The sequence below is a fragment of the Ancylobacter radicis genome, from assembly GCF_018449475.1.
Lineage (GTDB): Bacteria > Pseudomonadota > Alphaproteobacteria > Rhizobiales > Xanthobacteraceae > Ancylobacter > Ancylobacter radicis.
Genome location: NZ_JAHCQH010000018.1, coordinates 47,546 through 69,167, shown reverse-complemented (window position 1 = coordinate 69,167; position 21,622 = coordinate 47,546). Strand labels below are relative to the sequence as shown.

Here is a 21,622-nt window from a genome sequence, read left to right as displayed (position 1 = left end):
GGCGTTCCGGCGCGTTGCTGTCAGCGGTAGCGTCCGTGCTTCTGCAGAACTTCGATCTTGTAGCCGTCGGGATCGGTGACGAAAAAGAACTTGGCGAGCAGCGCACCGTCGCGGAAGAACTCCTTGATCGGGTTGGGATTGAGCCCGGCCTCGACGAAGCGCGAATGCTCGGCTTCGAGATCCTCGACCGCAAAGGCGATGTGGCCGTAGCCGTCGCCCAGCACATAAGGCTCCGTGCGGTCATGATTGACCGTCAGCTCGACCTCGAAGTCGGCATCGGGGCTGCGCAGATAGATCAGGGTGAAGTCGTCGAACGCGAAGCGATCGGCAATGGCGAGCCCGAAGGCGCGCGCATAGAAATCAACCGAGCGTGCCTCGTCGAGCACGCGGATCATCGAATGAATGGCCTTCGCCACCTGTCCCTCCGGCCTGGTCCTGCGGCGACGCGACTGCCGCCGTCGAGAGGATGCTAGGCCGGGGGAAGAGGGCGTGGTGGTAGGCTGCTAGCACATCACCACGATGTGCGCGGCACTACTCCGCCGCCTCCAGATGCAGGCGGCGGCTCTCGCACAGATAGCGTTCGCGCGCGGCCTCGGCGGGCTGGTGGGCCGGGCGCACCTCGGCGAGGTAGATCAGGCAGGAGCAGCGCAGCAGCGAGGCGAAGTTGCGCACCTCGCCATGCAGGTCGAGCACCTCGTCATGCAGCTTGGTGACGAATTTGCCCAGACTCATGCCCTGATGCGCGGCGACCTCCTCCAGCACGGTCCAGAAGGCCGCCTCCAGCCGGATCGAGGTGGAATGGCCGCCGATGCGCACGGAGCGCGTCTGGCCCTCATAGGTCTCGGGCGCTTGGCCCGCAAAGATATGGCACATGGCGTTCTCCCGGAACGTTCATCTATTTTGAACGATTCCACCCCCGGAAGGCGCCGCTGTAAAGCGTAAGTTGCGACAGGCCTTACCTGCGCCGACGCGCGGTGACCTCGATCTCGATCTTCATCTCCGGCTGGAGCATTCCGGCGACGATCAGCGTCGCCGCCGGACGGGCCGTGGCGAAATACTGGCCGAAGATCGGGAACACCGTCTCGGCATATTCCGCCCGCGCCACGATGTAGCGCACCCGCACCACATCATCGAGGCTGGCCTCGGCCTCGGCGAGCGCGCTCGCAATGTTGCGGAAACAGCCATGGGTCTGCTCGACCAGATCATCCGGCAGCACCATCGCGGCATAATCATAGCCGGTGGTACCGGAGACGAAGATGTCGTCCCCGTCCACCACCGCGCGCGAATAGCCGGCCACCTTCTCGAAGGCGGAATGGGAGGAGATCAGGCGGCGCTGGGACATGGGGGCGTCTTCCGGTCCTTCAGGACATGGATGCCCGGCGCAAGGCCGGGCATGACGGGCAGGCGCGAGCGGACGCGGCCGGGCTCACGCCCAGGGGCGTTCTTCGGCGAGCTTGGATTCATAGGTGGCGATCTTGTCCGCCTTCACCTGGGTGAGGCCGATATCGTCCAGCCCGTTCAGCAGGCAGTGCTTGCGGAAAGGGTCGATCTCGAAGGAGATCGTGCCGCCATCCGGCCCGCTGATGGTCTGGCTTTCCAGATCGACGGTGACACGCGCATTGGCGCCGCGCTCGGCATCGTCGAACAGGGCGGCGAGCTGCTCGGGCGTCACCACGATTGGCAGGATGCCGTTCTTGAAGCAGTTATTGTAGAAAATGTCGGCGAAGGACGTGGAAATCACGCAGCGAATGCCGAAGTCGAGCAGCGCCCAGGGCGCGTGCTCGCGCGAGGAGCCGCAGCCGAAATTGTCGCCGGCGACCAGGATGCTCGCGCCCTTGTAGGACGGCTTGTTCAGCACGAAATCCGGGTTGTCCGAGCCGTCATCCTTGTAGCGCAGCTCCGAGAACAGCCCCGTGCCGAGGCCGGTGCGCTTGATCGTCTTCAGATACTGCTTGGGGATGATCATGTCGGTGTCGACATTGACCAGATGCAGCGGTGCGGCGATGCCGCTCAGTGTGGTGAACTTGTCCACGCGGTTCCTCCTTCGTCCGGCTGGCCGCACGGGCCGCCAGCCGTCAATTCCCGCCCTCCATAACACACCGCGCCGGCCGCGTGCCCTGCCCCTCGCGTTTAGCGGCCCGGCAGCATCCGGCGCAGCACATCGTCCTTCAGGACGAAATGATGCGCCAGCGCCGCAACCGCGTGCAGCATCGCGAGGATGACCAGCGCATTGGCCAGCAACTCGTGCACCTCCTGCACCGGCCGGGCTGCCTCGCGATCGACCGCGAACGGTGCGGGGATCGTGAACAGACCGAAGAACGTCACCTCGTTGCCGCGCAGGAAGGCGAGATAGATGCCGACAAGCGGAGTGACGACAAGCAGCGCATAAAGCAGCACATGAACCGCGGACGAGGCCAGATGAACCGGCCGCGACAGGGCCGCCGAGGGCGGCGGCACCGGCCCGGCGATGCGGAACGCGAAGCGCAACGCAACGAGGCCGAGGATTGTCAGACCCACCGAAATATGGGTCCACCACACATAAGCCCGCCCGGCGGATCCCCGTTCGAACAGGTCTTCGAGATAGGTCACCCCATAGACGACGATGATCGCGATCACCGTCGCCCAATGGAGGGACCGGAGCGGAAAGCTGTACGGCTGAACGGCAGACGCGGCGGAAACCGGTTGGACCATGATGCGCACCTCCAAATTAGAGACATTCTAAATTTGGAGGTGCGCATTGCCAATGCGTTCACCTACGTATCCGCCGCCGCCTCGATGGCTTCCATGTCCTCGTCCGACAGGCCGAAATGGTGGCCGATCTCGTGCACCAGCACATGGGTGACGATGTCGCCCAGCGATTCCTCATGCTCGGCCCAGTAGTCGAGAATGGGCCGGCGGTAGAGGAAGATCATATTGGGCAGCACGCCCGTCACCGTCTCATAGCCCTGCGCCAGACCGATGCCCTGGAACAGGCCGAGCAGATCGAAGGCGCTTTCCGCCTCCATCTCCTCCTGCACCTCGTCGGTCGGGAAGTCCTCGACGCGGATGACAAGATTGCCGCACAACGCGCGGAAGCTCTCGGGCAGGCGCGCATAGGCCTCTTCGGCCATCACCTCCATCAGCGCCAGCGAGGGCGCGACGGCGGCGGACCAGACGGCGGCGTCATCCGGGGCAAGGGCGCTCATGCGATCACCTCATATAGGTCGCGATCAGCCACACCCCGAGCCCAAGCGCGACGACCACCGCCAGCCCGCGCCCGATCCGCCGGCCCCACACTTCCATGGGGTCGTTGTCCGGCGGGTCGGTGAAGGGGGAATGCGCCACCCGATGCTCCCGCGCCGTCAGACCGAATAGGGCCAGCGGCGGATGTCGACAAAGTGGCCGGCGATCGCCGCCGCCGCCGCCATGGCCGGCGAGACAAGGTGCGTGCGCGCCTTGTAGCCCTGCCGGCCCTCGAAATTGCGGTTCGAGGTCGAGGCGCAACGCTCCTCGGGCAGGAGCTTGTCGGCATTCATGCCCAGGCACATGGAGCAGCCCGGCTCGCGCCAGTCGAAGCCGGCGGCCTTGAAGATCAGGTCCAGACCCTCGGCCTCGGCCTGCAGCTTCACCAGCCCCGAGCCCGGCACGACCATGCCGGAGACGCCCTCGCGCACCTTGTGACCGTCGAGGATCTTGGCGGCGGCGCGCAGATCCTCGATGCGGGCATTGGTGCAGGAGCCGATGAACACCTTGTCGATGGCGATGTCGGTGATCTTGGTGCCGGCGGTGAGGCCCATATAGGCCAACGCGCGCTTCTTCGCCTCACGCTTGCCCTCGTCCTCGATCAGGTCGGGGTCGGGGACCAGCCCGTCCACCGAGATCACGTCCTCGGGGCTGGTGCCCCAGGAGACGATGGGCGGCAGGGCGCCGCCGTCGAGACGGATTTCCTTGTCGAAGAACGCGCCCTCATCGGTGCGCAGCGTGTCCCAGTAGCGCAGGGCGGCATCCCAGGCGGCGCCCTTGGGCGCGCGCGGGCGGTCCTTCACATAGGCATAGGTGGTCTCGTCCGGCGCCACCATGCCGGCGCGGGCCCCGCCCTCGATGGACATGTTGCAGACCGTCATGCGACCTTCCATGGTGAGGTTGCGGAACACCTCGCCGGAATATTCGATGACATAGCCGGTGCCGCCGGCCGTGCCGGTCACGCCGATGATGGCCAGCGTCACGTCCTTGGCAGTCACGCCCTCGGGCAGCGTGCCGTCGACGCTGACGCGCATGTTCTTGCTCTTTTTCTGGATCAGCGTCTGGGTGGCGAGCACATGCTCCACCTCCGAGGTGCCGATGCCATGGGCAAGCGCGCCGAAGGCGCCATGGGTCGAGGTATGGCTGTCGCCGCACACGATGGTCGTGCCCGGCAAGGTGAAGCCCTGCTCCGGGCCGATGACGTGGACGATGCCCTGGCGCTTGTCGAGCTCGTTGAAATACTCGACGCCGAAATCGCGGGCGTTCTCGGCCAGCGTCTCGACCTGGGTGCGGCTCTCGGGGTCGTCGATGCCGAAGCGCCGGTCCGAGGTCGGCACGTTATGGTCGACCACCGCCAGCGTCTTGCTCGGCGCGTGAACCCGGCGGCCGGCGAGGCGCAGACCCTCGAAGGCCTGCGGGCTGGTCACCTCATGCACCAGATGGCGGTCGATATAGAGGAGGCAGGTGCCGTCCTCCTGACGGTCCACCACATGGTCGTCGAAAATCTTGTCGTACAGGGTACGGGGCGCGGACGTGCTCATCTCGGCGTCTCACTGGAAGAAAACAGGGCATGGGGCTCGGCGGCGCGGCCGGGAGCGCGGATCGGCTCCGGGCGGCGCTCAGCTAAGCCCGGCGACCGCGCAGGCGGTGAAGCGGCCGAAGAAACGCGCCGGCAGGCGGACATGGTCCGGCACGGCGGCAAAGCCGATCGTGGTGGGCAACCGGCGGCGCGCTTCCGGGCGCGCGGCATCAGGGGCGGCGGACATGTCCACGCCCCGGCGCACGCTCACGATGATGCCGGCTCTGTTGTTCATGGAACTCTTCTAGCAAGTCTCGGCGCGCGGAACAATCAGCGCCGCAGCCACCGCGCCCGGCACGCGCCGCACGAGGGCGTGAAAGCGCGCCGAGCTACATGGGATGTGGGATAATGTATTACAAGTAATCGTCGCCATTCTGATTATATTTACGTCGTTCACCCTACGTAATACCCTATGGAAGAAAGACATTCCTTACGTTAGGCTGATGCAGAAGAAGCGGGAGTTGCCCCTCATGCGCATCACCGACATCGCTCTGATCATTGCCACTCTCGGCGCCTTCGTCGCCGCGGTCGAGGCGCGCAACCGCGTCGAGGTGACCTCGCCGCCGCCGGCCGTCGAGCCGCGCAAACAGGCCCAGCTGATCACCTGCCCGATGCGCAAGCCCGATTTCGCCACGGTGATGCAGGCCGCCATGCTCGGCGACGGCACGCTCATCGTCGAGCAGCAGACCAACACCAAAGTCCGCCACATCAAGGACTGCTGACGACTATCGCGGGGCGGAGCGCAGGGCGCACCGGCACGGGCAACAAAAAAGCCGGGGCGAGCCCCGGCTTTTGTCGTTCAGGCGCGAAAGCCGCCCGCCCAGTCGTAACCGATCACTCGGCGGCGACGGGGGCGCCCTTCTTGGCCTTGAGCTTGTTCTTGTCCTGACGCTCGGCGATACGGGCCGACTTGCCGCGACGGTCGCGCAAGTAATAGAGCTTGGCGCGACGCACCTTGCCGCGACGGACAACCTTCAGGCTGTCAATGTTCGGCGAGTAGAGCGGGAAGACGCGCTCGACGCCCTCGCCATAGGAAATCTTGCGAACCGTGAAGCTCTCATTGATGCCGCCGCCATTGCGGGCGATCACAACGCCTTCATAGGCCTGCACGCGGGTGCGCTCGCCTTCCTTCACCTTGACGTTCACGATCACCGTGTCGCCGGGCTGGAAGTCGGGAATGGCGCGGACGGCAGCCAGCTTGGCGGCCTGCTCGTCATCGAGCTCTTTAATGATATCGACCATGTTATCACCTCAGGCGAAGTCGGCTGTGGGACGTCAGACCCTGCCGCTCGCATATTGCTGTTGTCAGTTCGGTAGTGACGGCGCGCCCTATACGCGAGTTTGGCCGCGTTGTCATTCCCCCTTGGTCGCAGAACCGTCATGCGCGGCGCGATAGGCCGCCCATAAATCCGGACGGCGCGCCTTGGTCGCCGCTTCCGCCTGCGCGCGCCGCCAGCGCGCGACCTTGGCATGATCGCCCGAGGTGAGGATGGCGGGGATTTCCACCCCCTCGAAGCTCTGCGGGCGGGTATATTGCGGGTACTCCAGCAGCCCGGCGGAAAAACTCTCCTCTGTGCCGGATTCCGGGTGCCCCATCACGCCCGGCAGCAGGCGCACGCAGGCATCGAGCAGCACCAGCGCGCCGATCTCGCCGCCGGACAGCACGACATCGCCGACCGAGACCTCCTCCAGCCCGCGCGCGGCGACGAGGCGGTCATCCACCCCCTCGAAACGGCCGCAGACGATGACGACGCCCTCCCCGGCCGCCAGTTCCCGCACGCGCTTCTGCGTCAGCGGCGCGCCGCGCGGGGTCATCAGCAGGCGCGGGCGGGTGTCGCCCTCGGGCGCGGCGGCGTCGATGGCGCGGGCCAGCACATCCACCCGCATCACCATGCCCGGCCCGCCGCCCGCCGGCGTGTCGTCGACCGAGCGGTGGCGGTCGGTGGCGTGATCGCGCGGATCGACCGTCTCGATCCCCCAGCCGCCCTGCCCCAGCGCCCGGCCAGCCAGCGACAGGCCGAGCGGGCCGGGGAACATATCGGGGAAGATGGTGACGAGAGAGGCGCGCCACATGGCAGGGGTTCCGATCCGGTGGCCGACATCGTCCGGCCGTCATCCCGGAAGGGCCGCAGGCCGTATCCGGGATCGCGTGAAGGAGAGGGTTCTACGGCGCGCGATCCCGTCCCTGCACCTTGCCTGACCGGGATGACGGGACGGCTCTAGTTCTGATCCGCCTCGGGCGGCGGGGCTTCCTCGCGCGCCCATTCGCCGGGCTCGACCACGATCCGCCCGCCCTTCAGGTCGACGGACGGCACCACGGCGCGGGTGAAGGGCAGCATGAGCGTCTTGCCCCCGCCCTCGGGCGCGATTTCGAGAATGTCGCCGGCGCCGAAATCGTGCATCGCCAGCACCTTGCCGAACAGCTCGCCCGCGACCGTGACGGCGGCAAGGCCGATCAGGTCGGCATGGTAGAAATCATCCTCGTCCTCCGGCTCGGGCAGGAGGTCGCGGGTGACGTAAAGCCCGGTATTGGTCAGCGCCTCGGCCGCCTCCCGGGTCGCGACCCCGTCGAGCCGGGCCACGAAATGCTCCTTGCCGGGCCGCATCGAGGCGATGCGGAACACCCGCTTGCCGGCCTCGTCGGTCAGCGGCGCATAGTCGAGCAGCGCCTCGGGATCGCCCGCGAAGATGAACAGCCGCACCTCGCCGCGCACCCCGTGCGGGGCGCCGATGCGGGCAAGCATGATGCGATCGGTCGGCATGGGCTACATCCAGCGTGCGCGAAAAGCCCCCTCCCCCACGGGGAGAGGGTTTGGGTGAGGGGTCATCGCCGTTGACCGGCGACGGCCTCCCCTCACCGGGCCCTGCGGGCCGACCTCTCCCCGACGGGGAGAGGTGAGGCGGGCGTCGACGCCCGCCCGCGGCCTCACTCCGCCGAAGGAGCGGCAGCGGCGGCGGCAGCAGCTTCGGCGGCAGCGGCGACCTTGGCGGCTTCGGCAGCGCGCTCCTGGGCCTTCTTGCCGGGGACGGCCTTCTCCGGGTTGTTGCGGGCTTCGCGCTTCACCAGCTCGAGCGAATCGAGGAAGCGGGCCACGCGGTCGGTCGGCTGGGCGCCCTTGGCGAGCCAGGCCTTGGCCTTCTCGACGTCGAGCACGAAGCGGTCGGCGGCGTCCTTCGGCTTCAGCGGATCGAAGGTGCCGATCTTCTCGATGAAGCGGCCATCGCGCGGCGAGCGCGAGTCGGCAACGACGATGCGGTAATAGGGACGCTTCTTGGCGCCGCCACGGGCGAGACGGATCTTGAGGGACATGGGTACTTCCTTTCAGGTCTTATGTTCGTGTCGTCTGGGTTCTTCCGTCATCCCCGGGCTTGGCCCGGGGATCCACGCCTTGCGTTGCGGCAGTCGTGGATGGCCGGGCCAAGCCCGGCCATGACGGCGTGAAGTCGTGTCGGCCGTCATTTCTTCTTCGGGAACCCCGGCAGGCCCGGAAGCCCGCCCGGCTTGCCGAGGCCGGGGAAACCGCCGGGCATGTTGCCGGGGAAGTTCGGCGGCAGGTTCGGCAGCCCGCCCGCTCCCTTCCCCGCGCCCGGCATCTTCTCGGCCATCTGCTGGAGCTGCTCGGGGCTGGGCATGCCGCCCATCCCGCCGCCGCCACCCAGGCCGAACATGTTGGCAAGTCCGGCCATCGGCCCGCGCTTGCCGGCGGCGCCGCCCATCGCCTTCATCATGTCGGCCATCTGGCGATGCATCTTCATCAGCCGGTTGACCTCCTCGACCTTGGTGCCCGAGCCGGCGGCGATGCGCTTGCGGCGCGAACCGTCCATCAGCTTCGGGTTGCGCCGCTCCTTCTTCGTCATCGAATCGATGATCGCCTTCTGCCGCTTGATGACACCGTCATTCATGCCGGAGGCGGCGATCTGGTTCTTCATCTTGCCGACGCCGGGCAGCATGCCCATCAGCCCGCCAAGGCCGCCGAGCTTTTCCATCTGCTCAAGCTGCATGCGCAGGTCTTCAAGGTCGAACTGACCCTTGCGCATCCGCTCGGCGGCGGCCATGGCCTGCGCGGCATCGATGTTCTCGACCGCCTTCTCGACCAGCGAGACGACGTCGCCCATGCCGAGAATGCGGCCGGCGATGCGGCGGGGATCGAAATCCTCCAGCGCGTCCATCTTTTCGCCGGTACCGATCAGCTTGATCGGCTTGCCGGTGACGGCGCGCATGGACAGCGCGGCACCGCCGCGCCCGTCGCCATCGGCGCGGGTCAGCACGATGCCGGTGAGGCCGACGCGCTCGTCGAACGCCTTGGCGGTGTTGACCGCGTCCTGACCGGTGAGGCTGTCGGCGACCAGCAGCACTTCATGCGGCCGGGTCGCCGCCTTGACCTCGGCGACCTCGGCCATCAGCGCCTCGTCGAGGGTGACGCGGCCGGCGGTGTCGAGCATCACCACGTCGAAGCCGCCGAGGCGGGCGGCTTCCATGGCGCGCCGGGCGATCTGAACGGCGGACTGGCCGGCGACGATCGGCAGGGTGGCGACGCCGACCTGCGTGCCGAGCGTGGCGAGCTGCTCCATCGCCGCCGGGCGACGCGTGTCGAGCGAGGCCATCAGCACCTTGCGGTTGCCGCGCTCGGTGAGCCGCTTGGCGATCTTGGCGGTGGAGGTGGTCTTGCCCGAGCCCTGCAGGCCGACCATCAGCACCGGCACCGGAGGCGCGGCGTCGAGATCGATCGGCTTGGCGTCGGAGCCGAGCATGGCGATGAGTTCGTCATGGACGATCTTCACCACCATCTGGCCGGGCGTGACCGACTTGACGACGTCGGCGCCAACCGCGCGCGTGCGCACCCGGTCGGTGAAGGAGCGCACGATATCGAGCGCGACGTCGGCCTCGATGAGCGCGCGGCGCACCTCGCGCATGGCCTCGTTCACGTCCGCCTCGGTGAGGGCGCCGCGTCGTTTCAGCCGGTCGAGTATGCCGCCAAGGCGGTCGCTCAATGAATCGAACATGCGTTCGCTCAGCTCCGTTCTCGCATCGGTGTACCCAAAGCCATGTGGCGCCCGAGGGCGCATCGCGCTGTCGGGCGTTAACCTCCGGGCTCAGGGCCCGGGCGGCGGGACGGCTCGCGGGTTATGCGAGGATCGCGGCCTCTTAGGCGCCGCCCGCCGCAAAGTCAAGTTTCACGGGCTCCAGCCATCGCCTTGCCGCCGATTGACCCAGGTCACGGCGGCGTAACAGCGCGGCCTTAGCTTCGCCTCAGCCTAGCGGGGAAATACGCCGATGAACATGCTGACCAGCCTTTCCGCCGCGCATCTCGACACGCTCGACGATGCCGCCCTGATGGACACCGTGCTCGCCTTGCGCGAGGCCGTGGTGAGCGAGGCCGCGCCGCGCGTCGCGGCCTTCACCGCCGCCGCCGGCCGCGAGGACGCCGCGCTCGCCAACCTCGCTCATTATCTGACCCTGCGCCGCCATGATCTGCGCCCGCTGCAGCGCCAGCTCATGCGCCGGGGCCTGTCCTCGCTCGGCCGGCTGGAAAGCCGCGTCCTGCCGACGCTCGACGCCGTGATCCTCGCCCTCGCCGCGCTGGGCGGACGGAAGAAGAAGCCGGCGATCACTGAACCGGATGCCGCCACCTTCTTCGCCGGCGAGGCCCGTCTCGACGCGGCGGCGGAAGGCGCGCTCGGCCCGGAGCCCGAGGGCCGCGCCACCCGCATCATGGTCACGCTGCCGAGCGAGGCGGCGAGCGATCCCGATTTCACCCTGTCCCTCGCCCGCCGCGGCATGGATATCGCCCGCATCAACTGCGCCCATGACGATGCCGAGTCCTGGCGCGCGATGGCCACCCATGTGCGCGCCGCCGGCGCCACGCTCGGCCGGCGCCTCACCGTGCTGATGGACATTGCCGGACCGAAGATCCGCACCGGCGCCGTTCTGCCGATGAAGAAGGGCAAACCCGCCGGGCGGCTGATGACCGGCGACGCTTTCCGTCTGGTGGCTGAGGGCGAGCCCCGAATCGATGACGAGGTGGCCTTCAGCGCCGCCGTCACCCTGCCGGAGATCGTGCTGCGGCTGCGCATCGGCGACCGCGTCCGCTATGATGACGGCAAGGTCGAGGGCGTGGTGGAGAGCCTGGCCGAGGGCGAGGCGGTGATCCGCGTGCACCACGCCCGCGCCGCCGGCACCAAGCTCAAGCCGGAAAAGGGCATCAACCTGCCGGACACCGCGCTCGGCCTCTCCCCGCTCACCGACAAGGACGATGCCGACCTCGCCACGGTGATCGAATGCGCCGACATGGTCGGCTATTCCTTCGTCAGCCGGCCCGAGGACATCGACCTGCTGGACGCCGCCATTGCCCGGCATGGCGGCGGGCGCACCCATCCGCTCGGCCTCATGGCCAAGATCGAGCGGCCGGAGGCGGTGACCAACCTGCCGGACCTGATCGCCCGCGCCGCCCGGCGCGGCGGCTTCAGCGTGATGATCGCGCGCGGCGATCTCGCCGCCGAGATCGGCTTCGAGCGCCTCGCCGAGATGCAGGAGGAACTCCTGTGGATCTGTGAGGCCGCCGCCGTGCCGACCATCTGGGCGACTCAGGTGCTGGAGGATCTGGTGCGCGACGGCGTGCCCTCGCGCGGCGAGATGACCGACGCCGCCATGGCCGCCCGCGCCGAATGCGTCATGCTGAACAAGGGCCCGGCGGTCGGCGAGGCGGTCGAGCTGCTCGACCGGCTGCTCGCCCGCATGTCCGACCATCTCGACAAGAAGACCCCGCAGCTGCGCGCCCTCGCCTCCTGGTGAACGGCGGCTGAAGCCGACATCCCCGGCTGCGCGACGCGCGGAGCCGGGATCGCGCGCCGCTCTTGTCATGAAAGCGATCCCGGATCGGCCTCGGGCCGTCCGGGATGACGCCCGGTGTCGTTCAGGCGAGACTACGGCGCAACGAGGTAGTGCGCTGACCATTCCGAGGTCGGGATGGCGGCGCCGAGCTTGTAGCTGAAGCTTTTCACGTCCAGTCCCTCATTCTGCGTCTCGCACTCATAGGAGAGGTGATACCAGGTGTGCCCGCTGCGGATCGCGGCGCCCGGCGCCTTGATCTGCCAACCCTTTATGACCGGATCGCGATAGGCATAGGCGACGAGTTCATCCGGATCGAGACCATTCTTGCCACGTCCGACCTCGCCCATGGCGCGGGCGTTGCACCGTTGTTCAATGCGTTCCGCCGGGTCGAGCAGCAACATCTGGTCATTGGCGCTGCGAGCCTTCGCCGCATGGGGCGCGGCCATCAGAACAAAGCCGGCAAGGGCGACGCGGAGCGTGGACGCAAGGGGCGAAAGCGTCATGGCGCGGGGAATCCTCCAATGGTCAGCCCGCCGCTTAAAGCCCCCACTTATGACGATCCTGTGGCTTCACATCCGCGTTGTGACGCAGGCAGCGCGTGTTGCCGCTGCGCGCGCGGCGGATTAGAACCGCCCCATGGCGCTGATGGACCTTGCCAACCCCACCCGATTCCTCGCTCTTTCCGGGCGGGTGCTGCCATGGCTGACCGGCGCCGCGCTGGCCAGCCTTGCGCTCGGCTTCTATCTCGCCTTCCAGGCCCCGGCCGATTACCAGCAGGGCGAGACTGTCAAGATCATGTACATCCACGTGCCCTTCGCGTGGCTGGCCATGTTCGGCTACACGCTGCTGGCGCTCTCCGCGCTCGGCATCCTGGTCTGGCGCCATCCCCTCGCCGATGTCTCGCACAAGGCGATGGCGCCGATCGGCGCGGTGTTCGCGTTCCTCTGCCTCGTCACCGGCTCGCTCTGGGGCCGGCCGATGTGGGGCACCTATTGGGTGTGGGACGCCCGCCTTACATCGATGCTGGTGCTGCTGCTGCTGTATCTCGGCCTGCTCGCGCTGCGTTCGGCAATCGAGGATCAGAACCAGGCCGGGCGCGCCGCCGCCGTGCTGTCGCTGGTCGGCTTCGTCAATGTGCCGATCGTGAAATTCTCGGTCGACTGGTGGAACACGCTGCACCAGCCGGCCTCGGTGTTCCGCATGGACGGACCGACCATCCATCCCAGCCTGCTCTGGCCGCTGCTCATCTGCGCCATCGGCTTTTCCCTGCTGATGCTGGCGCTGCACATGGCCGCGATGCGCACCGAAATCCTGCGCCGGCGCCTGCGGGCGCTTGAAGCGCGCGCCGCGGCCGAGGCCGCCTATGCCTGAGGTCGCGTGATGCTGGGCGAGCACGGTTTCTTCATCCTCGCCTCCTATGGCGTGAGCGCGCTGGTGCTCGGCGCGCTGGCGCTGTCCATCGTGCTGGACGGCCGCTCGGTGCGCCGCCAGCTGGCGGAAATGGACCAGCGCGGCATTCGTCGCCGCTCGGCCGGGCGTGACGCCTCGTGAGCGACGCGCCCCCGCCCCAAGCGCCCCTGCCCGACGCGCCCCGCCCCGGCCGCCGCCGCCTGCTGGTGCTGCTGCCGCTCGTGCTGTTCCTGGCGCTCGCCGCGCTGTTCTATGGCCGGCTGTTCTCGGGCGACCCGTCCCGCGTGCCCTCGGCGCTGCTCGGCCGCGCCGCCCCCACGCTGGCGCTGGCCCCGCTGGACGGCCTCACCCGCGACGGCACGCCGGTGCCGGGCCTCACCACAGCCGCTCTCGCCGGCGAGGTGACGGTGCTCAACGTGTTCGCCTCCTGGTGCGTGCCCTGCCGCGACGAGCACCCCTTCCTCGTCCAGCTCTCGCAGATGAAGGGCTTCCGCCTGGTCGGCCTCAACTACAAGGACGACGCGGAGAACGCCCGCCGCTTCCTCGGCCGCTTCGGCAACCCCTACAGCGCGGTCGGCGTCGACCCGAACGGGCGCGCCGCCATCGACTGGGGCGTCTATGGCGTGCCGGAGACCTTCGTGGTCGGGCGCGACGGGCGCATCCTCTACAAATATATCGGCCCGATCGACGCCGAGGGCCTGACGGCGCGGCTCATCCCCGAGATCGAGAAGGCGATGGCCGCGAACGGTGCCCCGGCGGCACCGGCGCCCTAAGCGGCTCGTCACGGGCACGCCGTCATGCCCGGCCGTGGGCCGGGCATCCACGACTTATCGCCCCCCAAGGACATCCTTCGAGGCTCGCCTGCGGCTCGCACCTCAGGATGACGGCGCGCGGTGGGAATGAGCAGGGCCCGTCATGCTGAGGTGCCGGCCGCCGGCCGGCCTCGAAGCACGCAGGGCCGCCGTGCGGTACATCGTCAGTTCCGCTCGTCCGGCAGCACCGGGAGCGGCAGCACCTCGATCTCGTCCTCGATCAGCGCCCGCACCTCGGCCGGGCTGGCCTCGCCATGGATCGGGCGCTGCTCCTCCTCGCCCTCGTGCATCCGGCGGGCCAGTGTGGCGAACTCATCGCCGACATAGTCGGAATGGGCGACGACATGCTCGCGCAGCGCGCGCACCATGGCGCGCAGCTTCTGCTCGGCCTCGCCCATCAGCGCCACCGGCTGTGCCGGCGCGGGAACAGCCGGCACCGGAGCCGCCGGGGTCTCGGCCGCCGGCTCCGTGGGTTCCGCCGCGAATTTGCGGGTGCCGCGCCCGAGCGCCGGCGCCATGATGGCCTTGTCGACCTCCGCCGAGCCGCAGGCCGGGCAGGTCACGAGGCCTCGCGCCTTCTGGTCGTCATAGGCGGTCGAATCGCGGAACCAGCTCTCGAAATCATGGTCCCGCGCGCAGCACAGGCGGTAGAGGATCATGCGGCATCCCCGGATGGGACGACATGCAGCCGCCCGGCATCGGCCGGCGCCAGCATCTCGAAGCGGCGGCCATGCTGGAGCGAGGGAATGCGCGTGCGCACCGCCGTCACCTTGGCCGGGTCGATCAGGGCGGTGATGAAGCCCGGCTCGGTCCCGGCCTCGGCGAGGATGGTGCCCCACGGGTCGATGATCAGGCTGTGGCCGAAGGTCTTGCGGCCATTCTCATGCGTGCCGCCCTGCGCCGCCGCCAGCACGAAGCAGCCGGTCTCGATGGCGCGGGCGCGCAGCAGCACATGCCAGTGCGCCTCGCCCGTCACCTGGGTGAAGGCGGCGGGCGCGGCGATCATGCCCGCCCCGGCCTCGGCCAGCGCGCGGAACAGCGCCGGAAAGCGCAGATCATAGCAAATGGTGAAGCCGAGCCGGATCGCCGGCAGGTCCTCGACCACGGCGAGTTCGCCCGGCCGGTAGGCGGCCGATTCGCGGTAGACGTCGCCATTGGGCAGGTCGACGTCGAACATGTGAATCTTGTCGTAGCGGGCAACAATCGCTCCGTCCGGGCCGAGCAGGAAGGACCGGTTGGCGGCGCGGTGCTCGCTCGCGCGGATCGCCAGCGAGCCGATATGCAGGTGGATCTTCAACTCGGCCGCCAGCGCGCGGAAGGCGGCGAGGCCCGGATCGGTCTCCTCCGGGTGAAGTGCGGCGAACAGCGCCTCGCGGTTCTCCTCCATCGTGCCGGTCATTTCCGGCGTCTGGATATAGCTCGCCCCCTCCGCCGCCGCCGCGCGGATCAGCGCCGAGGCCGCCGCGACATTGGCCGCGATGCTCTTTTGCGTGCGCATCTGCACCAGCGCGGCGGTGAACGGCGCGCCAAGATGCAGCGGGCGGGGATCGGAGGCGGGGGCGGTGTCGGTCATCACATCACTCTCGCGCTCAGCGCGCGGCCAGGAGGGGGTCGAGATCGCCGGCTTCTTCCAGCGCGTAGAGGTCGTCGCAGCCGCCGACATGGCGCCCGTCGATGAAGATCTGCGGCACGCTGGTGCGCCCATTGGCGCGGGCCGACATGGCCGAGCGCGCCTGCGGATCACCGGCGACGTTGATCTCGGCATAGGCCGCGCCCTTGCGCTCCAGCAGCTCCTTGGCGGCGTGGCAATAGGGGCAGGTATGGGTGGTGTAGATCTCGATCTGCGACATGGCCGTGCCTCGCGCTCCCTGAGCCTCCCGCCGTCCCGCCGCGCGGGCGATCAAGCGGATGATTTCCCTATGATATGGGCGTGGCCGCCCCGTCAACAACCCGCGCGAAGACCAGCACGTCGACCCCCGCCGCGCCGGCGCGCAGCAGCGCCTTGGCGCAGGCGTCGATGGTCGCGCCGGTGGTCAGCACATCATCCACCAGCACGAGGCGGCGCCCGGCGATCTCCGCCCCCGCGCTGTCGGGCACCCGGAAGGCGCCGGCCACGTTGCGCGCCCGCGCCGCCCGGTCGAGCCCGACCTGCGGCACGGTGCGGCGGGTGCGCTCCAGAAAGCCCGCCCGCACCGGCACGCCCGCCGCACGGGCTATGCCCTGCGCCAGCAGGACCGACTGGTTGAAGCGCCGCCGCCACAGCCGCACCCCGTGCAGCGGCACCGGCACCAGCGCGTCGGCTGATCCAAGAATATCCGTCCCGGCCCGCGCCATCATCGCCCCCATCGGGCGGGCCAGATCGAGGCGGTCGGCATATTTCAGCGCGTGGATCAGATCGCGCGCCACATCGCCGAACGCTGCCACCGCCCGCGCCCGTCCATAGGCCGGCGGATCGTCCAGCGCGAGCGCGGAGACCGGCGGGCGTCCCCCGGTCTCGATCGCATAGGCCAGCGGAATGCCGAGCCGGTCGCACAGCGGCGAGGTGATGAACTCCATGCCACGCCAGCAGGCGGCGCACAGGCAGCCCGGTTCCTCCACCGCCGCCCGGCAGGCCATGCAGACCGGCGGCAGCGCGAGATCGACCAGCCGGCGCGCCAGCCCGCCCGCCCCGCGCCGGAGGCGCGCGGCATGGAGCGTCGTGCCTTCCGGCACACAGGCGCGGTCCGGCGGGTTATGCATGAGGGTGAGCCTAGCATGATACCCACGAACGCGCCCGTGCCCACTGTCACGCCTTTGACCCGAGCCGGCGGGGATTCTATGGCTGGCGCCCGAATGGCTGGTGCCGAGGAGCATTCCATGTCCGGTCCCATCGACGTTTTCGACCCCGCCGCCCTCGCCGCCCGCCGCCGCCGGGCGCTGGCGCTCGGGCCGGAAACCTTCCTGATGGAGCGCGCGGCTGAGGATCTGGTGGACCGGCTCGGCGCGGTGAAGCGGCATTTCGCCGTCGCCGCCGATCTCGGCACCCCCTCGCCGCTCCTGCGCGCGTTGCTGGCCGGCTCGCCGATGATCGGCGAACTGCACGCCTTCGGCCCCGCCGAGCGCGCCGATGTCAACGCGGTGATCGACCCCGAGGCCCTGCCCTTCGCGCCGGAATCGCTCGATCTCATCGTCTCCGCCCTCGCCCTGCAAACGGTGAACGACCTGCCGGGCGTTCTCGCGCAGATCCGCCGCGCGCTGCGGCCGGACGGGCTGCTGATCGCCGGCCTGTTCGGCTCGGGCACGCTGATGGAGCTGCGCGAGGCCTTCGCCATCGCCGAGAGCGACACGCTGGGCGGCATCTCGCCGCGCGTCGCGCCCTTCGCCGATCTGCGCGATCTGGGCGGCCTGCTGCAACGTGCCGGGCTCGCTTTGCCCGTCACCGATGTCGACCGGGTGGTGGTGCGCTATGGCGACCCGCTGGCGCTGCTGCACGACCTGCGCCGCATGGGCGCCGCCAACCCGCTGACCGACCGCCGCCGCACGCCGCTGCGGCGCGCGACCCTGATGCGCCTGTTCGAAGTCTATGCCGAGCGTTTCGCCGACCCGGACGGGCGGCTGCGCGCCACTTTCGAGATCGCCTGGATTTCCGGCTGGGCGCCGCATGACAGCCAGCAGAAGCCGCTGCGCCCCGGCTCCGCCAAGACCCGCCTCGCCGATGCCTTACGCGTGCCCGAAGGCAAGCTGCCGGGGGCGTAGCAGGGGCGCCCCGCTTGCTGTCACAGCGTCCGTCATGCTGAGGCGCCGGCCGCAGGCCGGCCTCGAAGCACGCAGTCGCGGGCCGCGCAGGGACCGGCCAGACGAGCATCCTTCGAGGCTCGCCTCCGGCGAGCACCTCAGGATGACGGCGTGCAGGAGGCGAAGCGAGCCGCGAAAGGCCCAGCTATCTACCGCCCCGGCCCGAGCAGGTCGAGCAGCACCGGGATGATCGGCTCGTCGGCGGGCGGCATGGGGTAGTCGCGCAGCTTGCCCGGTTTCACCCAGGCGAGGCGCTGGCCCTCGCGACCCTGCGGCGTGCCCTCCCAGCGCCGGCAGATCCACAGCGGCATCAGCAGCTGGAAGCTCTCATAGGTGTGGCTGGCGAAGGTCAGCGGGGCGAGACAGGCTTCCTTCACGGCGATGCCGAGTTCCTCGTCCAGCTCGCGGATCAGGCAGTCCTCCGGCCGCTCGCCGGGCTCAACCTTGCCGCCGGGAAACTCCCACAGCCCCGCCAGCTGCTTGCCCGCCGGGCGCTCGCTCAGCAGCACCCGGCCATCGGCGTCGACGAGCGCGACGGCGGCGACAAGAACGAGCTTCATGAATATCTCCCTATCAACCCACTCACTCCTAATCCGTCATGGCCGGGCTTGTCCCGGCCATCCACGTCTTGGCCGATAAGGCGTGGATCCCCGGGTCAAGCCCGGGGATGACGGCGGTGCGGTTCGGGAGCTGCAGGTGAGCGCATGGCGACGACCAGCCGCTCCTCAGGAGCGGTAATCGCCGTTGATGGCGACATATTCCTTGGTGAGGTCGCAGGTCATCACCCGGTCGGTGCCGCGCCCGAGGCCGATATCGACGGTGATATCGATCACGTCGTTCTTCATATAGGCGGAGGTCTCGGCCTCGTCATAGGCCGGGTCGCGCGCGCCTTCATGGGCGACGCGGATGCCGCCGAAGGAGATGGACAGCCGGTCGCGCTCGGCCGGCTCGCCCGCCTTGCCCACCGCCATGACGATGCGGCCCCAATTGGCGTCCTCGCCGGCCACCGCGGTCTTCACCAGCGGCGAGTTGGCGATCGACATGGCGATGCGCCGCGCGGACTTCTTGGAGGTCGCGCCGGTGACGTGGATGCGCACCAGCTTGCGCGCGCCCTCGCCATCGCGCGCCACCTGCTCGGTAAGGTCGGCCAGCACGCCGGTCAGCGCGCGGCGGAAGCGCGAGAGGCGCGGGTCCTTGGCGTCGTTGATCACCGGCGCGCCATGCTTGGCCGCCGCGCCGGTGGCGAACAGCATCAGCGTGTCGGAGGTCGAGGTATCGCCATCAATGGTCACGGCATTGAAGCTGTCGGTCACGCCCTTGGAGAGCAGCGCCTGAAGGGCGGGGGCGGCGATCGCCGCATCGGTGAAGACGAAGGACAGCATGGTCGCCATGTCCGGCGCGATCATGCCGGCGCCCTTGGCGATGCCGGCGATGGTGACCGGCACGCCCTCGATCTTCACCGTCGCGGTGGCGAGCTTGGGGAAGGTGTCGGTGGTCATGATCGCCCGGGCCGGGTCGATCCACGGCAGCGGCGCGAGCCGCGTCGCGGTCTCGTCGAGCACGCCCTCATATTTCGTGGCATCCAGCGGCTCGCCGATCACGCCGGTCGAGGCGAGGTAGATCTCGTCCTCGCCGCAGCCCAGCGCCTTGGCGGCGATCTTGGCGGTCAGCGCGGTCGCCTCGCGGCCCTTGGCGCCGGTGAAGGCATTGGCGTTGCCGGAATTCACCACCAGAGCCCGCGCCGTGCCCTTGGGCAGGTTCGCGCGGCACCATTCCACCGGGGCGGACGGGCATTTCGACTTGGTGAACACGCCCGCGACCGTCGTCCCCTCGTCGAGCGCCAGCAGCAGCACGTCGGTGCGGCCCTTGTAGCGGATCCCCGCCTCGGCGGTAGCGAAGCGCACGCCCTCCACGGCGCCGACCTTCGGCGTGGTCTTGGGGGCAAGCGGCGAGACGGGGGCGTCATGGGCCATGGCGGGACTCGGAACAGCGGGACGGGATGAGGAACGGCGAACAGCCGAAGCGATGTGCCCGAGAAGCGCGACATCCGCAAGACGGGGAAGGCCAGGACGCGGGCCTGACCACGGGCCCGGCGCAGCAGGCGGGCCTGACGCAGAGGGGGCCTAACCGCCCGGCGCCGCCTCGTCGCGATAGAGCGCCTCATAGTCGCGCCCGCCATAGAAGACGTCGAGGATCGCCACCTGCTCGTCGCGGACGACATAGGCAATGACGGCGCTATCCTCGAAGGGCACCGTCCGCAGGCCGGGAAAGAGATCGTCACGCGGGCGACCGCCGAACGGAACATCCCCGATCCGCTCGCAACGCGCTCGGATACGGGCGATGAAACGCTCCGCCGCATCTATGCCGCCGCCATTGATCAAAATGAACTGCACAATGTTTTCGAGGCTCGCCGAAACATCTTCGCCGTAGATGACCTCAAGCCGCTTCATCGTCGCGCCGCAAGCGTTGGAAGAGTGCATTCATGCGCCGGTCAAGCTCCTCCCCGCTAATGGGCGGCCGCGGATCCTCGATCGACCGGCGGATGCGGGCGCGGATGGCTTCCAGCCGCTCGGCGCGCTCCTGGCGCTCGCGCTGCCAGCTGCGCACGGCGTCGCGCAGGGCCTCGCTCACCGAGGCGAACTCGCCCGCTTCCACCGCCGCCTCGACGAGGCGCAGCATTTCCGGGGTGAGGGTGATGCTGATCTTTTCGGCGGCGGCCATGGCGTTACTCCTGCGGCAAGGCGCTATGGTAGCATAAAATCCGACCAGGTAGGACTCCGCACCCCAAAAGCAAAGGCCCCGGTCCTTGCGGGCCGGGGCCTTGTTCAAGGGTCGCCTCAGGCGAGCGTCACTGCGCCGGCGCGGCGGGCGCGGCCGGGGCGGTGCCGCCAGCGGGCGGGGCGACGAGGTCGCTCGGCTTCGGCGCGGCGGCGGTCTTCTCGACCTTGGCGGCCTCGCGGATCTTCTGCACCGTGTCGGCCTGCGCCTTCTGGGCGAGGAACTGCTCAATCTGCGGCTTCACCTCATCGAAGGTCGGCACCGGCTTCTCGCGCTTCTCCTCGACCTTGATGACATGCCAGCCGAACTGGGTCTTCACCGGCTGGGAAACGTCGCCGGGCTTCATGCTGAAGGCCACTTCGGCGAATTCCGGCACCATCTGCTCCTTGGTGAAGAAGCCGAGATCGCCGCCATCGCTCTTGCCGGAGGGGTCTTCGGTCAGCTCGGTGGCGAGCTTGGCGAAATCGGCGCCCTTTTTGAGCTGGGCCTCGACATCCTTGGCCTTCTTCTCGGCCTCGGCCTGCGCCTTCGGGTCGTTCGGATCGGCGCGGAACAGGATGTGGCGGGCGCGCACCTCTTCCTCGGGCTTCTGCTGCTTCACCGCTTCCTGATAGGTCTGCTGCAGAGCGGCGTCGGTCAGCGCCGCCTTGGTCGCCTTCTCCAGCAGGGCCTGCATCAGCAGGCGCTTGCGGATGAACTCGTATTGCTGCTTGAAGGAATCGGTCTCGGCCAGCTTGTCGGCCTCGGCGGCCTGCGCCATCGCGGTGAGATCGATCAGGAAGCCGAGCACATATTCCTCGCGCGCCGCGCCCTGGATCTGCTGCGGCAGGTTCGGGCCGAGTTCCTCGGCGGCGGCGTTCACGTCGCTGCGGCGGATTTCCGCGCCATTCACGGTGGCGAGCACGGGATTGTCGCCCGCCGTGGCGGCAGCCGCCGGAGCGGGGGCGGCGGTCTGCGCCAGGGCCGGCAGCGCCGGAAGCGCGGCGACACCGATGAGCGCGGCGAGAAGTCCGGCGCGCACGAGGCCGGCGGGACGGGAAGTCGCCTTGAGCACGGTGTGCGGGCGATGGCGGGTCATGGAGCGTTCCTCAAATTGCGGTTGTCCGCGTAGGGCGGCGAAAGCTGGCCCAGTCGGGGCCCGGTTGCAAGCCGGTACGATGGTCGCGGCACGATATGCCCGGTACGGGCGGGGTGACGGGGCGCCGTCGGCAGGTC

30 protein-coding genes are annotated in these 21,622 nt (G+C 68.9%); 6 read left to right on the top strand and 24 right to left on the bottom strand.

Annotation, left to right across the window (positions count from 1 at the left end; all coding sequences use genetic code 11):
• Positions 1-20: 20 nt before the first annotated feature.
• From KIP89_RS14130 to KIP89_RS14095, 9 genes are all read right to left on the bottom strand, one after another.
• A complete protein-coding gene (locus tag KIP89_RS14130; protein ID WP_213756129.1) occupies positions 21-416 on the bottom strand; it encodes a VOC family protein in 396 nt (131 codons plus the stop codon).
• A 115-nt stretch (positions 417-531) separates the two neighbouring features.
• Positions 532-873 (bottom strand): ribbon-helix-helix domain-containing protein, encoded by a 342-nt coding sequence (locus tag KIP89_RS14125; protein ID WP_213756128.1) that lies wholly within the window; start codon positions 871-873, stop codon positions 532-534.
• Positions 874-955: 82 nt separating this feature from the next.
• The gene (locus KIP89_RS14120) at positions 956-1,342 is read right to left on the bottom strand and encodes a RidA family protein (RefSeq protein WP_213756127.1); all 387 of its coding nucleotides are present in this window, start codon (positions 1,340-1,342) and stop codon (positions 956-958) included.
• 84 nt (positions 1,343-1,426) lie between these two features.
• A complete protein-coding gene (gene leuD, locus KIP89_RS14115; protein ID WP_213756126.1) occupies positions 1,427-2,032 on the bottom strand; it encodes a 3-isopropylmalate dehydratase small subunit in 606 nt (201 codons plus the stop codon).
• Positions 2,033-2,130: 98 nt separating this feature from the next.
• Complete coding sequence (locus KIP89_RS14110; protein ID WP_213756125.1) at positions 2,131-2,691, bottom strand: cytochrome b; 561 nt, start codon at positions 2,689-2,691, stop codon at positions 2,131-2,133.
• Positions 2,692-2,753: 62 nt separating this feature from the next.
• Positions 2,754-3,185, bottom strand: coding sequence for a metallopeptidase family protein (locus KIP89_RS14105; RefSeq protein ID WP_213756124.1), 432 nt, complete (start codon positions 3,183-3,185; stop codon positions 2,754-2,756).
• A gap of 4 nt (positions 3,186-3,189) precedes the next feature.
• On the bottom strand, positions 3,190-3,324 hold the full coding sequence (locus tag KIP89_RS20000; RefSeq protein WP_256441453.1) for a hypothetical protein: 135 nt from the start codon (positions 3,322-3,324) through the stop codon (positions 3,190-3,192).
• Positions 3,325-3,341: 17 nt separating this feature from the next.
• The gene (gene leuC, locus KIP89_RS14100; protein ID WP_213756123.1) at positions 3,342-4,763 is read right to left on the bottom strand and encodes a 3-isopropylmalate dehydratase large subunit; all 1,422 of its coding nucleotides are present in this window, start codon (positions 4,761-4,763) and stop codon (positions 3,342-3,344) included.
• Positions 4,764-4,841: 78 nt separating this feature from the next.
• On the bottom strand, positions 4,842-5,036 hold the full coding sequence (locus tag KIP89_RS14095) for a hypothetical protein (RefSeq protein ID WP_213756122.1): 195 nt from the start codon (positions 5,034-5,036) through the stop codon (positions 4,842-4,844).
• Between the two features lie 235 nt (positions 5,037-5,271).
• Here KIP89_RS14095 and KIP89_RS14090 point away from each other — a divergent pair, with 235 nt between their 5' ends.
• A complete protein-coding gene (locus tag KIP89_RS14090; protein WP_213756121.1) occupies positions 5,272-5,523 on the top strand; it encodes a hypothetical protein in 252 nt (83 codons plus the stop codon).
• A 112-nt stretch (positions 5,524-5,635) separates the two neighbouring features.
• On the opposite strand, the gene rplS is transcribed toward KIP89_RS14090, so the two are convergent.
• The 5 genes from rplS to ffh all read right to left on the bottom strand — a co-directional run bounded on the left by rplS (position 5,636) and on the right by ffh (position 9,805).
• Positions 5,636-6,043 carry a 50S ribosomal protein L19 gene (gene rplS, locus KIP89_RS14085; RefSeq protein ID WP_213756119.1) on the bottom strand — a complete coding sequence of 136 codons (408 nt, stop codon included), beginning with the start codon at positions 6,041-6,043 and terminating at the stop codon, positions 5,636-5,638.
• Positions 6,044-6,154: 111 nt separating this feature from the next.
• Positions 6,155-6,874 carry a tRNA (guanosine(37)-N1)-methyltransferase TrmD gene (gene trmD, locus KIP89_RS14080; protein ID WP_213756117.1) on the bottom strand — a complete coding sequence of 240 codons (720 nt, stop codon included), beginning with the start codon at positions 6,872-6,874 and terminating at the stop codon, positions 6,155-6,157.
• A 146-nt stretch (positions 6,875-7,020) separates the two neighbouring features.
• The gene (gene rimM, locus KIP89_RS14075) at positions 7,021-7,563 is read right to left on the bottom strand and encodes a ribosome maturation factor RimM (protein ID WP_213756116.1); all 543 of its coding nucleotides are present in this window, start codon (positions 7,561-7,563) and stop codon (positions 7,021-7,023) included.
• 164 nt (positions 7,564-7,727) lie between these two features.
• Complete coding sequence (rpsP, locus tag KIP89_RS14070) at positions 7,728-8,111, bottom strand: 30S ribosomal protein S16 (RefSeq protein WP_213756114.1); 384 nt, start codon at positions 8,109-8,111, stop codon at positions 7,728-7,730.
• Positions 8,112-8,257: 146 nt separating this feature from the next.
• Complete coding sequence (ffh, locus tag KIP89_RS14065; protein WP_213756112.1) at positions 8,258-9,805, bottom strand: signal recognition particle protein; 1,548 nt, start codon at positions 9,803-9,805, stop codon at positions 8,258-8,260.
• A 271-nt stretch (positions 9,806-10,076) separates the two neighbouring features.
• Here ffh and KIP89_RS14060 point away from each other — a divergent pair, with 271 nt between their 5' ends.
• Positions 10,077-11,594 (top strand): pyruvate kinase, encoded by a 1,518-nt coding sequence (locus KIP89_RS14060; RefSeq protein ID WP_213756110.1) that lies wholly within the window; start codon positions 10,077-10,079, stop codon positions 11,592-11,594.
• A gap of 131 nt (positions 11,595-11,725) precedes the next feature.
• Here the strand turns inward: KIP89_RS14060 and KIP89_RS14055 are convergent, their stop codons facing one another.
• Entirely contained in the window at positions 11,726-12,136 is a 411-nt protein-coding gene (locus KIP89_RS14055) for a DUF930 domain-containing protein (protein WP_213756108.1), read from the bottom strand.
• Between the two features lie 133 nt (positions 12,137-12,269).
• Here KIP89_RS14055 and KIP89_RS14050 point away from each other — a divergent pair, with 133 nt between their 5' ends.
• Genes KIP89_RS14050 through KIP89_RS14040 form a run of 3 tightly spaced genes read left to right on the top strand, consistent with a single transcriptional unit; the run spans position 12,270 to position 13,816 of the window.
• On the top strand, positions 12,270-13,004 hold the full coding sequence (locus KIP89_RS14050; protein WP_213756106.1) for a heme ABC transporter permease: 735 nt from the start codon (positions 12,270-12,272) through the stop codon (positions 13,002-13,004).
• Between the two features lie 9 nt (positions 13,005-13,013).
• Positions 13,014-13,184, top strand: coding sequence for a heme exporter protein CcmD (gene ccmD, locus KIP89_RS14045; RefSeq protein WP_213756104.1), 171 nt, complete (start codon positions 13,014-13,016; stop codon positions 13,182-13,184).
• A complete protein-coding gene (locus KIP89_RS14040) occupies positions 13,181-13,816 on the top strand; it encodes a DsbE family thiol:disulfide interchange protein (RefSeq protein ID WP_369807162.1) in 636 nt (211 codons plus the stop codon). Before ccmD ends, KIP89_RS14040 begins: the two co-directional genes overlap by 4 nt.
• Positions 13,817-14,019: 203 nt before the next feature.
• On the opposite strand, the gene KIP89_RS14035 is transcribed toward KIP89_RS14040, so the two are convergent.
• The 4 genes from KIP89_RS14035 to KIP89_RS14020 all read right to left on the bottom strand — a co-directional run bounded on the left by KIP89_RS14035 (position 14,020) and on the right by KIP89_RS14020 (position 16,594).
• Positions 14,020-14,514 (bottom strand): DUF1178 family protein, encoded by a 495-nt coding sequence (locus KIP89_RS14035; RefSeq protein ID WP_213756102.1) that lies wholly within the window; start codon positions 14,512-14,514, stop codon positions 14,020-14,022.
• The gene (locus KIP89_RS14030; protein WP_213756100.1) at positions 14,511-15,428 is read right to left on the bottom strand and encodes a carbon-nitrogen hydrolase family protein; all 918 of its coding nucleotides are present in this window, start codon (positions 15,426-15,428) and stop codon (positions 14,511-14,513) included. The genes KIP89_RS14035 and KIP89_RS14030 overlap by 4 nt, the downstream gene beginning before the upstream one ends.
• 16 nt (positions 15,429-15,444) lie before the next feature.
• Positions 15,445-15,705 (bottom strand): glutaredoxin 3, encoded by a 261-nt coding sequence (gene grxC, locus KIP89_RS14025; RefSeq protein WP_213756099.1) that lies wholly within the window; start codon positions 15,703-15,705, stop codon positions 15,445-15,447.
• A 67-nt stretch (positions 15,706-15,772) separates the two neighbouring features.
• Positions 15,773-16,594 carry a ComF family protein gene (locus KIP89_RS14020; RefSeq protein ID WP_213756098.1) on the bottom strand — a complete coding sequence of 274 codons (822 nt, stop codon included), beginning with the start codon at positions 16,592-16,594 and terminating at the stop codon, positions 15,773-15,775.
• A gap of 117 nt (positions 16,595-16,711) precedes the next feature.
• On the opposite strand from KIP89_RS14020, the gene KIP89_RS14015 reads away from it, so the two are divergent.
• The gene (locus tag KIP89_RS14015) at positions 16,712-17,590 is read left to right on the top strand and encodes a methyltransferase domain-containing protein (RefSeq protein WP_213756097.1); all 879 of its coding nucleotides are present in this window, start codon (positions 16,712-16,714) and stop codon (positions 17,588-17,590) included.
• 188 nt (positions 17,591-17,778) lie between these two features.
• Here KIP89_RS14015 and mutT read toward each other — a convergent pair whose 3' ends face one another.
• From mutT to KIP89_RS13990, 5 genes are all read right to left on the bottom strand, one after another.
• Positions 17,779-18,189, bottom strand: coding sequence for an 8-oxo-dGTP diphosphatase MutT (gene mutT, locus KIP89_RS14010; protein ID WP_213756096.1), 411 nt, complete (start codon positions 18,187-18,189; stop codon positions 17,779-17,781).
• Between the two features lie 165 nt (positions 18,190-18,354).
• Positions 18,355-19,602, bottom strand: a complete 1,248-nt coding sequence (gene argJ / locus KIP89_RS14005) for a bifunctional glutamate N-acetyltransferase/amino-acid acetyltransferase ArgJ (protein WP_213756095.1) — start codon at positions 19,600-19,602, stop codon at positions 18,355-18,357.
• Between the two features lie 150 nt (positions 19,603-19,752).
• Complete coding sequence (locus KIP89_RS14000; protein WP_213756094.1) at positions 19,753-20,079, bottom strand: type II toxin-antitoxin system RelE/ParE family toxin; 327 nt, start codon at positions 20,077-20,079, stop codon at positions 19,753-19,755.
• Entirely contained in the window at positions 20,066-20,350 is a 285-nt protein-coding gene (locus KIP89_RS13995; protein ID WP_213756092.1) for a ribbon-helix-helix domain-containing protein, read from the bottom strand. Before KIP89_RS13995 ends, KIP89_RS14000 begins: the two co-directional genes overlap by 14 nt.
• Before the next feature lie 127 nt (positions 20,351-20,477).
• Positions 20,478-21,485, bottom strand: a complete 1,008-nt coding sequence (locus KIP89_RS13990) for a peptidylprolyl isomerase (RefSeq protein ID WP_213756090.1) — start codon at positions 21,483-21,485, stop codon at positions 20,478-20,480.
• Positions 21,486-21,622: the final 137 nt, after the last annotated feature.